Origin of the sequence: Acinetobacter sp. yr461 (assembly GCF_900110445.1) — a bacterium.
GTDB classification, from domain to species: Bacteria; Pseudomonadota; Gammaproteobacteria; order Pseudomonadales; family Moraxellaceae; genus Acinetobacter; species Acinetobacter calcoaceticus.
This window is the reverse complement of the sequence record NZ_FODU01000012.1, coordinates 64,236-76,088: the sequence shown is the minus strand read 5'-3', so window position 1 is coordinate 76,088 and position 11,853 is coordinate 64,236. Positions and strand designations below refer to the sequence as shown.

Sequence of the window (11,853 nt, the reverse complement as noted above, 5' to 3'; positions counted from 1 at the left end):
CTATTTTTTACAGATAAAAACATAATTAACTTTATATTTTTCACAAATAGAAATGATGTGATGAACTGAAATTTACGTCATTTTAAGTAGGTTTTTATTGGTTTAAGCAGTATAAATTAATTGAAAAAAACAGATTTAGAGAACGTATGAAGGTTGTGATTGCGCCAGACTCTTTTAAAGATAGCCTGTCGGCTTTGGGCGTAGCACAGGCAATTGCTCAAGGATGGCAAGTGGTTTTTCCTGAGGCCGAAACGATTCTATGCCCTATGGCAGATGGTGGTGAAGGCACACTTGAAGCAGTGTTAGAAGTCTGCAAAGGTGAATGGCGTGAAAAAACCGTAATTGGCCCCTTAGGTAAACCTGTTCAAGCAAAATGGGGATGGTTAGAAAAACAAAAAATAGCCATGATTGAAATGGCTCAAGCCAGCGGCATACAGTTAGTGCCACCGTCAGAACGTGATGCCTGCCAAAGCACAACATTTGGAACAGGTCAGCTTATTTTAGATGCTTTAGACGCAGGTGCAAAAGACATTATTTTAACTGTGGGTGGTAGTGCAACCAATGATGGCGGCACAGGTTTATTAACTGCATTAGGTGCACGTTTATTAGACTCAAACCAACACGTTTTACCCGCAGGCGGCCTCGCTTTAGAAACATTGTCTAAGATTGATTTAACTCATTTCGACCCGCGTATTCAGCAAACACGTTTTTTATTGGCTGCCGATGTGACAAATCCACTCTGTGGCCCAAATGGGGCATCTTATATTTTTGGTCCACAAAAAGGTGCTACCCCTGCTCAAGTACAGTTACTTGATGAAGCTCTTGCCCACTTTGCCGATGTCTCTGCACACTTACTCGGTTTCGATAAAAGAGATGAAGCTGGCTCTGGCGCGGCTGGAGGTTTAGGCTTTGCAGCCAAAAGCTATTTAAATGCTGAGTTTAAGGCTGGAGTCGAAGTTGTGGCTGAACTCAACCAACTGGCCAGTAAAATTTCCAATGCAGATTGGGTGATTACGGGTGAAGGTAAATTTGACCGACAGACGTTAAATGGCAAAACAGTTTTTGGTGTGAGCCGAGTCGCGAAAATGCAAAATATACCTGTTATTGTGATTGCAGGAACTTTAGGCGAAGGCTACCAAGCGCTTTATCAACACGGCGTTACGGCTGCTTTTTCACTGACAAATGGTCCAATCACATTAGAACAAGCCTGCGAACATGCATCAGAACTCATTTTCGATAGAACAATTGATATTGCTAGATTAATTAAGTTTAATCTGAAGCAACCATAACAATTTACCCAGTAATCTTTAAAACGGTTAAACCAACAAATAGGAATGTCTTATGAACGTTATTGATGCCATTCAGAAACGTCGTGCTATTAAGCGCTTCGATCCTTCATTTCAACTCTCTGAAGAAAATAAACAACAGTTATTACATGAAGTTTTAGCAAATGCACCAAGTGCGTTTAATTTGCAGCATTGGCGCCCTGTTGTAATTGAAGATGCTGAACTAAGACAAAAAATTCGCACTATTGCGTGGGACCAACCACAAGTGACAGAAGCATCATTACTCATTGTTTTATGTGCGAAAGTAAGCTCGTGGGAAACTGATGCAAAGCGTGTGTGGGATGGGGCTGCTCCAGAAGTTCAAAATATTATGGTTGGTGCAATTGATCAATATTATCGTGACCGCCCACAAACCCAACGCGACGAAGTGATGCGTAGTGCGGGCATTTTTGCTCAGACCTTAATGCTTCTTGCTCAAGAGCATGGTTTAGACAGTTGCCCAATGGATGGTTTTGACTTTGATGCGATGGCGAAGCTCATTAACTTACCAGAAGATCACGTGGTGTGTTTAATGATTGCAGTTGGTAAGTCAACTTCCGAGCCTTACCCACGTGTCGGCAAACTTCCTTTTGATGATGTAATTATTCAAAATACATTCTAAGTTGTTAGTCAGATTTCAGGCTTTCATTCTATTTAGTAGTTTTATTATAAATAGTTGGAAGCCTTTAATTTGGTACTTAAATTCTAATATTAAAGAATCATAAACGTTAAGTTAAACCACCTTATTCCTATCATTCTCGATGTATGACATCGTAAGATTAATTAAGCAGTCAACTAACTCTTCAAAAGTAAAACCCATATTTTGTGAAGTAAAAAAGTTCATCGTTAAAGCAATACTTGAATGAATCAAAATATAAACCATCATTTTTAAATTTTTGATTTTTAATACTTCAGGATGCTTCATGGCATATTCAATCGCCAATACATTAATCGCTTTTACAGCTTTTACATGACTTGCTTCAGTACTATATTTAGAAGAAACACTAAGCCAATAAAAATATTTATTATTATCCTTCGCCAAAAATTCACCAATTTTTAAAAAAATTCTTCTGATTGCTTCAGGAATCTCTAAATCCAAAATTTCTGGAATTACGTCATAAATGACTTTTGATATTTCCATAATAAAGTGCTGCTGCATCTCAATAAAAAGTGCTTCTTTATTTTTGAAATACTCATAAAAACTTCCCGATCCTACGCCTGCTATCTCACACACTTTAAGTACAGTTGTATGGTCCAAGCCGTTTTTCATAACAGATATAAATCCTGCACTTACTATAGACTCAAATGTGTTTTTAGCTCTATTTTGTTTTGGTTTTCTTATAGTTACCATTGATTTTTATCCTTCTAAAAATCCGTCTTTTTTCCGTATAAATTCATTGATAAATTCTAGTTGAAATCAAAATTTGATCAATTATTTTTTAAAGATGAGTTAAAAAAATGAATACAGCTCTCGCTACAAATCAAAAAATTGTTCGTCGTAATGTTGAACTTTCTTACGATGCGAATAAAAGTTACTCTTTTTATTACGAAGAAAATCCTGTCGTTACGTCTTTATTCGTTGTACTTTCCGCCATGTTTCCTCCAGGTGAAATGTTCTTTATTGAAAGTATCAGAAACGTTCGAAATCAAATTAAGGATGAAAAACTTTTAGAAGATATCAGAGCGTTTATTGCTCAAGAAGCTTTTCATAGCCGTGAACATAAAACACTGAACAATCACCTCATACATTCTAATTATCCAGAAGTAATCGAGATTGAGGTCAAAACCAAAGCACGTTTAGATAAGTTACGTAAACTTTCAACGGTCGAACAAGTCGCGGCGACCGTAGTCATGGAACACTACACAGCTACCCTCGCTCGGCTATTGCTTACAGATCAGTTAATTAAAAGAAAAACTACACAAGAGAGCAGAAATCTTTGGGAGTGGCATGCACTCGAAGAGCTTGAACATAAGTCGGTTGCATTTGATGTATTAAATGCCATCGGTGGCAACTCGAGCAAAAACAGAAAAGCAGCTTTAGCTAGAGTCACAAAACTTATCATGCCTATTATGTTTGAATATTGGATAAAAATCTTAAAAAGAAAAGATATTAGATTTAGCTTAAAACAGTTAAAGGATGGCGTTTATTTAGGATTTGGCGGAATCAATCGCTTAGGAATTTTATCGAAAGCATTTGTGGATATGCTTGATGTCAGAGATGAAAATTTTAATCCTTTACACATGCAAACCGAACAATTAGAAGCCGAATTCCGAGAAAAGTTATTTGGCCAACAAGGGGTTTTGAAGGAGTCTCTAAGCTAGAAAAATCAATGTATAAAGCCCTCATTTGAGGGCTTACAGACTTGATTCTCTTTAAAAATGTGTAGAGACTACATAGGCTCGCCGAATTTAAACTGCTTCAAAAAACATTCTAATATCATCTCTCGCTCCCCTGTTTTATCTGAGCTTAAAAGCTGAATAATTGCGCCTTCAATCATATATAAAAATAATTTGGCATCCTGAAAGGAAACATAGGTTTTTAGTTTTATCAGTTGGCTATAAATTTCATTAAGTAGCCACGTTCTATACCTCACTGCAATTTGATAGGCCTTTGGATAGGTCAGTTTCGTTTCAAAAATGGCTTTAAATAATAAATAGTACAACCCTTCTAAATCAGTATGTAAAAGATAAAGTGCTTTGAGTTTATCAATCGCGCCCGCTTCGTGGTCGTAATCAGCAATTGAAACTACTTTTTCTTTTAAGCGTTCTTTTTGCACAGTCATACAGATTTCGATAAACCGCTCTTTAGAGTGAAAATAATGATAAAAAGTGGCTTTGGGAATTTGAGATTCTTTCACGATTCTGTCAATTCCAACCGTATGAAATCCGTGGTGGTGAAACAGATTAATCGATTTATTTACGACTTGTATGGCACGTGGGGAGATCACTAAATGTCGCATAGTTTTACCGTTATAAAATTCTTGTTGTAGATAAACGAGATACTTTTTTGGGAGAAAAAAAGGCATAGCAAAGCCGTAAAGACTGTGCTCGGCACATCTCAAGTTTTATTGTTGATTAAGTTTTTTGGTCGTGACGATTTAAAGCCTGAAAAGCCCAATGGCCATCAAACTGCTTTAAACGTTTAAGTCGTGTCGTTATAGCTTGTGGCAAAGGCTGCCAAGAAATAATGGGTGTGCAAAGCCAACTCCTTTTTATTGGGAGTTCTGCCAGACATTAAGATTATGGTGGCAGAACGAGAAAGGGTTCGCAGACTAGTAATAACTCAAACTAGCACACCCGAAGGTGTCCCTCTCCCGTCCTACCGCTACGGGAAAGGGACGAGTAGCTACCACACAAGACTATTCCTCAGAAGGAATGACTCTGATGCGGGAGTTATTATGCGGTCTGCGACGACCGACTGGCAATGTAGGCCAGCAGGCAAAGGATAGTGCTCTGCCCTTTTTCAGTCAAGCACACAAAATGACATTTGTTTTAAATTAGATCATTAAAAAGTAAGGATAAATAATGAGTGAGTTATTGTTAAAGTGGGGTTTATAAAGTTATAGAAATTCAGTAAATTTTAGTGATTTATGGGCTTTTTGATTTGGGTCTACGCAAGCATTTCGTATAAGGTGTATGTTATTAATTCTAGAATATCTTTAAAATATAGGTCTTTGAATGAATCAAGAATATAAGCGACTTTTGAAAATTAGAAAGTACTTTGTTATTTTTACACTCTTTGGAAATCCTTTTTTCTTGTTTTGTATCTTTCAGCTTCTCACCTACTTTAACGTTAATATTTCAGTGACTACACTTGTTTTGATTATAGTAGCTTTATTACTCATGCTTTTTAGTAGCTTTTTTTTCTTGTCTAAAGATATTTGTCCTTGGTGTAAAGAGAGTTTTTTTACTGAAGGTTTTGGAACGGATGGAATAAGCCTTGTATTTAGAAGAAACTGTAAGCATTGCGGAATGCCTAAAAAGGTAAGAAATTCTTCATATTAAAATCTTATTTTATATAAAATGAGGCAGCCTACTAATGATAGGCTATTTGTGTAAGGTATATTATATGAATGCTAAAAAGTGAATAATATAAAATGAATGATGCAGAAAAATTTCAGTTCAAACTGGAATTAACATTAAACTTAAAATCTGCTAAAGACATTCAAAACTGGGCTATAGATAAATTAGACAAAAATCCAGCAGATCTATTAGCTTTAGACATTTGTTTTTTCTCTAAAGATGAAGAAGTCTTAGATTATTTTAATAATATTAGTATTGCTGAAACTAACGTAAAACCTACTCTTAAGAAAAAAATTCTTTGTGAAGTATTAAAGAAACATGTAGAGACACTATCATCTAGCAAATATTCAATAGAATTAATCTCTAATTTATTTGCAATATTACTAGAAATATCCAGATACGCTGACGATGAAGATTTATACGATTTTATAAATTATTATGATGATGAGTTATATCTGGCTTTAGAAGGTATATCTAAATTAGAACCAGAAGAGATATGGCCTACCTTCTTAAATGATCTTAAAAATTGGCTTTCATTACAATATGAACTTCTTTCATAGAATGACTACTCTTAGAAATTAACATCACTTAAGAAAGCTGGTTCATATTTTTCTAATAATTTTCCAATTCATACTCTAAATCATTTAGTACCTGTCTTATCTCTGGAGTTATGCCATTGTTTAAAGGAGTATAAACAAAGCAGTCTATTGATTATAGGCGGCTTTAAGCTAGAAAAATTTCATATAAGTTGCATTACGTTAATTTTAAATAATCTTCATAACTCATTATCTCTAAAACGTGTAATTTACTTATTTCTAGTTTTTTCATAATATCTGGGATCAAAGATGTATTAGCTAAAAAGAGCTGATCAGTCCTATCAAATCCACCTTTTAACTTTATTCTTCCATTTTGAACATAAATATCCATTAACCGATGTTCTCTTAGACTTTGTATAACAGTGGCTTTATATTCATCAAAATCTATTTTTTTATTATCTTTAAAAGAATACTCATCAAAAAGTTGATAGTAAAAGTTTAAGAATTTTTCTTCTCCATTTAAATATTTATCCAAGCTATTATTTTTCAATGAGATGTCATAGCAAATGATATTCGATTGATCAGCTTCTACTTCTGAAAGCCAATGATCAAAAATAGAAATAGAAATGACCGTGTCCCACATAAATTTACTCAAATTACTAGAATTTTATAAGGATACATTAAGAGCTTTTCAGTAAAGTTGAAACCAAGGCTGCTTTGGCTTAGCCCCAATATATGCAGGGCTAACTTTAATTGGTTCCTGACCTTTTTCACATTCTTGGACACCCCATTCACTTGGGCGAAAACGCGCATTAGCTCCATCGGGTTCAGGTTTACCAAATTCTTTTCCAATATCATAATCAATGAGTGGAATTTCAAGTAACACTATATCTCCACGAGAACAAGCGATTGTAGGATGCTTTGTGTCGTAAACCCATTTACCATAACCATTTTCTTCATTAGGATCAAAGCGCATGACTGGACCTATTTGCTGATCCCACGCCAATTCCACTCGAGGAGGCTCCATCGCAGTTACCCACATTCCTGCGACTTGTACAGGATGAGGGAAACGTACAGCCTGTAATCCACGTAAACTCAGAGGTAATTGTGGCTCACCGTTGTCAAAAGCATCGTAACGACTAATTAAGCTCCCTTTGGGAATCAACAGTTCGCCATATTGTGCATCTTGAGATAAAACGAAATGACTACGACTTTCCTTGTAATGCTCTTTAAGTGCGATCTCATACTTTACCGATGCAGTCATATAAAATAAATAACCTGCCCATAGGTCACATATCAATGCCAATAGCATAATGAATAATGTCTTTTTAGAAAAAAACCTCACAGGCTTTTGAGCCTTATCTCGCCAAAAGAATAGTGCTTTCACCAATAGGCCTAGTGTTAGTACAACACCAATTAATGGCGCAATAAACAACAGAAAAATTGCAAAAAGAGAGAATGGTTGTACAGGTATCATAATTTTTAAATCTTTAATTTCATATTTTTCTTAGGCGGGCCGCTAAGAAAATTGTATATATGTATATTAAAAAATAGAAATGATTAGTCAACAAATTAAGTTGTTACAATACGAAAAAGATAAATCTTTTTGATGTTTAAAAATATATTAAATATATAATTAAAAGCTTGTATAAACTTGCAAAAAATTAAATTTAAGAATGCTGTTAAAGTTTTTTATTTAAATTTTATTTTATCAACAATAAACTCCTTAACACTTCTATCAGGAACAATGAGTCATGGAAAAACAAGATAAGATATCAATTGCTCATAAATATCTTTCTAATACCATTTCTAAAGTAACAAACCAGCCCACACATGAGCTAAAAAACAATAATCCTGTCGAAAATGAAAACTCTTTCTTCTTTGTACATGATTTTGGTACTTATGAATTAGAAGCCAAATTCAATTATTGTGATGGTTTTCCAGAAAAAATAGCTTTACTTATACATGGAGGTAACTCTGATTTAAGCTCTTTAAATCCTTTAGAAGATCTACTTAGAAGGGAAAATATTGGAACTCTTTCATTTAATTTAAGTGGGTTAAATAGTACGAGTAACACAAAATCATCGTTATCTCAAAATATAAATGAAAGTATTGCTTTTTACAGTCTCTTAAAAAAGGTGGATATTGTTATTGGATATAGTTTGGGTGGTTATATTGCAATAAATTTAGCAAAAAAATTTCAAATAGATCAATTAATTTTATTATGTCCAGCTATATATTCAGATCAAGCAGTAAACAAAAATTATGGAAATGAATTTAAGAATGAAATTTCTAAACCTTATAGTTTTTATTCATCATCAATTTGGTATTTTTTAATGGAGTATAAAAGAGAAGTATTAATAGTATATGGAGAATTGGATGGAATAAAAACGTGTGATGGAAAGTCGAAAGGATTTTATAAAATTAATGGTATAACTCAGTATTCTCCAATTCCCTATGAAATAGTTCAAGCATTTAAAAAAATTTCTATGCGAAAAGCTAATTTTAATTTAATAATTGAGAAAGATAAAGATCATTATCTCTTAAAAAATATAAAAACTTATAATATTAAAAAAAATATTGATTTATCAAAAGAGACACTCTAGTCTGTAGCAGAATTTTAATCACAATAAACTAGCCATGAATCAAATAGTTAAGAAATTAGAAACTTATCACCTTCATCTTTCTTCCGAGATTTCTCATTTAATTAATGAAATGTCATATGAGTTGGCGTTATTAGGAGGTCCAGATTCTTTATATGTTCAAGAAAAGATTCTGGCTTTTAAGGAAATACTAAGTACAAAGTTAAATTCATATGAAAAAAGTATGATAGAAAAATACATTCATAGAGAAATACCTTACCTAGTACTTGAAGGGCTAAATATTAAAAAATTAGATCGAAGTAAAATTGATATTACTCAATCAACTCAACTACCACCCCTTGAAACACTCGAAAAAGATATAGATATATTAACCTTAGCGTCTTCTGAACAAATAATATTGGCACTCCTTGAAGAAGATGCTTTTGCATTTGATATTGATAATGTGGGTAAAATCGTTAGAGTTGTTGCAAACCTAAAAGGCGGTGGAGCTACAAAAATTGATAATGAGAATCCTGATAAGAGTTCACATTCAGGGATAGAATTAACTGCACATACCGAAGCGCCTTACCATACAGTTACTAAAGTTGTTAATAATCACTCACCAGCTCCTTCTTCCTTAATTTTAACAGCAAGATGGAACCCCTTAAATGAACCTACAAGTTTAATTCCAATATCAAGAGTGTTAAGCCAATTAACTATTGAAGAGATACTGGCTTTAACAACAGAAAGTTTTAATTTCACAAGAAGTGAAACATTTAATGAGGGCCAAGGATCTGGAGGAGAAAATGTTTCTATCCTAGAAGTAGATAAATATGGTTATAAAGCCATGAAATACAATTCATATAGATTCACTCCAAATGAGAATGCCTCTATAAAAATTAAAAATGCTTTTTATAAATTTGAATCAATTGTTCGAAAAACTAGTATTGTTGATTCTATTAATTTAAATCCTAATACCGTTTTAATTATTAATAATAGTTTATGCTTACATTGCCGAGATACTATTAAAGATAACCGAAGAACATTAGTTCGTTTATTTGGTTATAGAAAAAATCTTGATTATATTGTACTGAAAAAAAATCCTCTTATTGTGAAAGGCTAATAAATTGAATTTTGAACTCCTACTTATCTTAGGCTTAGTGGCTATGGTAGCTGGATTTATTGATGCTATTGCAGGTGGGGGTGGCTTAATAACTCTACCCGCATTGCTCTTATCAGGTGTTCCTCCTGTATCTGCAATAGCAACCAATAAATTGCAAGCTGCCTCTGCAACACTTTCAGCAACTATTAGTTTCGCAAGAAAAGGACTCATCGAGTGGCGTAAAGCAATCCCTATAGCTTGTATGTCTTTTTTAGGTGGAATATTAGGGGCACTTTCAGTTACCCTCATGCCTAAAAATGTACTTTTAACGATTGTTCCAATACTTTTAATTTTAGTAGCCTTATATTTTATTTTTTCACCAAAACTAAGCGATGTAGATAAAAAACCTCTTATTCCTTATTTTCTATTTGCACTTTTAGTAGCACCGTTACTAGGGTTTTATGATGGAGTTTTTGGTCCTGGAGTCGGTTCATTTTTCATAGTTGCATTTGTACTATTATTAGGTTTTAAGTTGGTGAGTGCTTTATCTTATACCAAGTTAGCAAATGTGGCTTGTAACCTAGGTTCTTTATCTATTTTCATCATTAAAGGATATGTCATTTTTCCAATCGCCTTAGTAATGGCTGGTGGAGCTTTTATTGGGGCTTCGATTGGCGCAAAATTTGCGGTAAGATTTGGATCAAGAGTGATTAAGCCTTTGTTAATATTGATAAGCTTATGTATGGCTCTAAAATTATTATTGGATCATAAGAACCCTATTTTCATATATTTTAGCCATTTCTTTTGATCTATTTATTGCATTATTTGCATCTCAATAGCGTGTTTTCTAGAGGCTCTTAAGTCTGTTAAGAGCTCATTACTCTGAAACAGAACATACCATAGAAAAAGCTAAGCCCCGATTACCGAGGCTTAGCTCTGGAAAATAATTTTAATTAAAAAATTACTTATTTGATGTCTGTAAACTCAGAAACAGGTTTGTTGACTTCAACTTTTGTACCAGCAAATTTTTCGCTCACAAATTTTTGTACTTTAGGTAAGTGGTAAAGTTCACCCAACTTCGTATAGATCGGGTCATTTTTATTCGCTTCAGCCACACCTAATAAGTTCACATAAAGCTTTGTAGACTGGTCAATAGGCTCACGGAAGATAGAATCTTTCAGTACGTTTAAACCGCCTTCAAGTGCCAATGTGTTACCCAGTACAATTGCATCTACATCGTTTTTAACACGAACTGCCGTAGTCATTTGAATTGGTTTTAATTTTAAACCTTTAGGATTTTCAGCGATGTCGTTGGTTGTCCCTTTTACAGGGTCAAAGTCTGGTTTAAGTTTAATTAATTTAGCAGACTGTAATAATGTTAATGCACGCGCTTCGTTAGCAGTATCGTTTGGAATCGCGATTGTCGCGCCTTGTGGGAACTCATCTACAGTTTTAACTTTATTTGCATAAAGGCCCATTGGTTCCAAGTAAGTTGTTGCAACAGCAGCAACTTTGGCAGTATTTGAAGCATTGTAAGCCGCTAAGTAGTTAAATGACTGGAACGCATTTACGTCTTGCTCACCACTTGCTACAGATGTATTTAACACAACGTAGTCAGTCAGATTAGTCACTTCAAGTTTAATACCCGCTTCTTTAGTCTCAGGAAGCGTTGCAACATATTTCCATACGTCAGTGTCTGAACCTGTTGAAACAAGTTTAATTGTGCGTACTGACTCAGTTTTGTCTTTAGCTGGTGCTGTATTTTCAGTTTGTGCAGGTTGTTTATTACATGCAGTCAGTGTGAGTACAGATGCGCTGAACAGGACACTAAATAATTTTTTCATAGATACATCCTAAAATAGGAAACGCCTACTCTAAAAAAGTGAGACATTCCCAACCATTGGGTCGAAATGCAATATTTGGCTGGAAATAATTTCCAGATATATAAGGGTTTAGAAGCCTGAATTCAGCCTAATTTCTTCCTTGATCTTGCTCGCTGAACAATAGAATTATGTTTTGAATCAGTTTCTAAATATGGGTTCATCATATATCAATAAGTGAATATTCTACAAATAACTTGTTCGATTTTGATATATAGACACGTTGTCGGTAAGACACTGAAAATAAAAAACATATTATATAAATAAAACAATTTTGATTAAAATATATACTTATTTGATTTATATGAAATTTTCAGGATTTGTTAGCAATATTTAAGCTAACTATGACGCTAATTTATAGGCTATGCATAAAAAAGCCCCTGTTTTCACAAGGACTTTTTTAAA

Annotated in this window: 13 protein-coding genes; 8 read left to right on the top strand and 5 right to left on the bottom strand. The window is 33.9% G+C overall.

Translation table 11 applies throughout. The features are described from left to right. Positions 1 to 146 precede the first annotated feature (146 nt). Both BMW38_RS15050 and BMW38_RS15045 read left to right on the top strand, forming a co-directional pair. The gene (locus tag BMW38_RS15050) at positions 147 to 1,289 is read left to right on the top strand and encodes a glycerate kinase (RefSeq protein ID WP_092709497.1); all 1,143 of its coding nucleotides are present in this window, start codon (positions 147 to 149) and stop codon (positions 1,287 to 1,289) included. Positions 1,290 to 1,341: 52 nt separating this feature from the next. Beyond that, positions 1,342 to 1,947, top strand: a complete 606-nt coding sequence (locus BMW38_RS15045; protein ID WP_092709494.1) for a nitroreductase family protein — start codon at positions 1,342 to 1,344, stop codon at positions 1,945 to 1,947. A gap of 111 nt (positions 1,948 to 2,058) precedes the next feature. Here the strand turns inward: BMW38_RS15045 and BMW38_RS15040 are convergent, their stop codons facing one another. Continuing rightward, a complete protein-coding gene (locus BMW38_RS15040; protein ID WP_092709491.1) occupies positions 2,059 to 2,676 on the bottom strand; it encodes a TetR/AcrR family transcriptional regulator in 618 nt (205 codons plus the stop codon). Between the two features lie 107 nt (positions 2,677 to 2,783). On the opposite strand from BMW38_RS15040, the gene BMW38_RS15035 reads away from it, so the two are divergent. Continuing rightward, the gene (locus BMW38_RS15035; RefSeq protein WP_092709489.1) at positions 2,784 to 3,647 is read left to right on the top strand and encodes a metal-dependent hydrolase; all 864 of its coding nucleotides are present in this window, start codon (positions 2,784 to 2,786) and stop codon (positions 3,645 to 3,647) included. Between the two features lie 68 nt (positions 3,648 to 3,715). Here BMW38_RS15035 and BMW38_RS15030 read toward each other — a convergent pair whose 3' ends face one another. Then, positions 3,716 to 4,285 carry a TetR/AcrR family transcriptional regulator gene (locus BMW38_RS15030; protein ID WP_092709563.1) on the bottom strand — a complete coding sequence of 190 codons (570 nt, stop codon included), beginning with the start codon at positions 4,283 to 4,285 and terminating at the stop codon, positions 3,716 to 3,718. A gap of 718 nt (positions 4,286 to 5,003) precedes the next feature. On the opposite strand from BMW38_RS15030, the gene BMW38_RS15020 reads away from it, so the two are divergent. Continuing rightward, positions 5,004 to 5,330, top strand: coding sequence for a hypothetical protein (locus BMW38_RS15020; protein WP_092709486.1), 327 nt, complete (start codon positions 5,004 to 5,006; stop codon positions 5,328 to 5,330). Between the two features lie 92 nt (positions 5,331 to 5,422). Beyond that, positions 5,423 to 5,908, top strand: a complete 486-nt coding sequence (locus BMW38_RS15015; RefSeq protein ID WP_092709483.1) for a hypothetical protein — start codon at positions 5,423 to 5,425, stop codon at positions 5,906 to 5,908. Between the two features lie 193 nt (positions 5,909 to 6,101). On the opposite strand, the gene BMW38_RS15010 is transcribed toward BMW38_RS15015, so the two are convergent. Continuing rightward, complete coding sequence (locus BMW38_RS15010) at positions 6,102 to 6,527, bottom strand: hypothetical protein (protein ID WP_092709480.1); 426 nt, start codon at positions 6,525 to 6,527, stop codon at positions 6,102 to 6,104. A 48-nt stretch (positions 6,528 to 6,575) separates the two neighbouring features. Continuing rightward, on the bottom strand, positions 6,576 to 7,319 hold the full coding sequence (locus BMW38_RS15005) for a hypothetical protein (protein WP_092709560.1): 744 nt from the start codon (positions 7,317 to 7,319) through the stop codon (positions 6,576 to 6,578). Positions 7,320 to 7,638: 319 nt separating this feature from the next. Here BMW38_RS15005 and BMW38_RS15000 point away from each other — a divergent pair, with 319 nt between their 5' ends. The 3 genes from BMW38_RS15000 to BMW38_RS14990 are packed head-to-tail and all read left to right on the top strand — an operon-like array spanning position 7,639 to position 10,376. Beyond that, a complete protein-coding gene (locus BMW38_RS15000) occupies positions 7,639 to 8,490 on the top strand; it encodes an alpha/beta fold hydrolase (RefSeq protein ID WP_092709477.1) in 852 nt (283 codons plus the stop codon). Between the two features lie 34 nt (positions 8,491 to 8,524). After that, positions 8,525 to 9,589 carry a hypothetical protein gene (locus BMW38_RS14995; RefSeq protein ID WP_092709474.1) on the top strand — a complete coding sequence of 355 codons (1,065 nt, stop codon included), beginning with the start codon at positions 8,525 to 8,527 and terminating at the stop codon, positions 9,587 to 9,589. 4 nt (positions 9,590 to 9,593) lie between these two features. Next, the gene (locus BMW38_RS14990; protein ID WP_003650131.1) at positions 9,594 to 10,376 is read left to right on the top strand and encodes a TSUP family transporter; all 783 of its coding nucleotides are present in this window, start codon (positions 9,594 to 9,596) and stop codon (positions 10,374 to 10,376) included. A 157-nt stretch (positions 10,377 to 10,533) separates the two neighbouring features. Here BMW38_RS14990 and BMW38_RS14985 read toward each other — a convergent pair whose 3' ends face one another. Then, positions 10,534 to 11,412 (bottom strand): MetQ/NlpA family ABC transporter substrate-binding protein, encoded by an 879-nt coding sequence (locus tag BMW38_RS14985; protein WP_017391793.1) that lies wholly within the window; start codon positions 11,410 to 11,412, stop codon positions 10,534 to 10,536. Positions 11,413 to 11,853 lie beyond the last annotated feature (441 nt).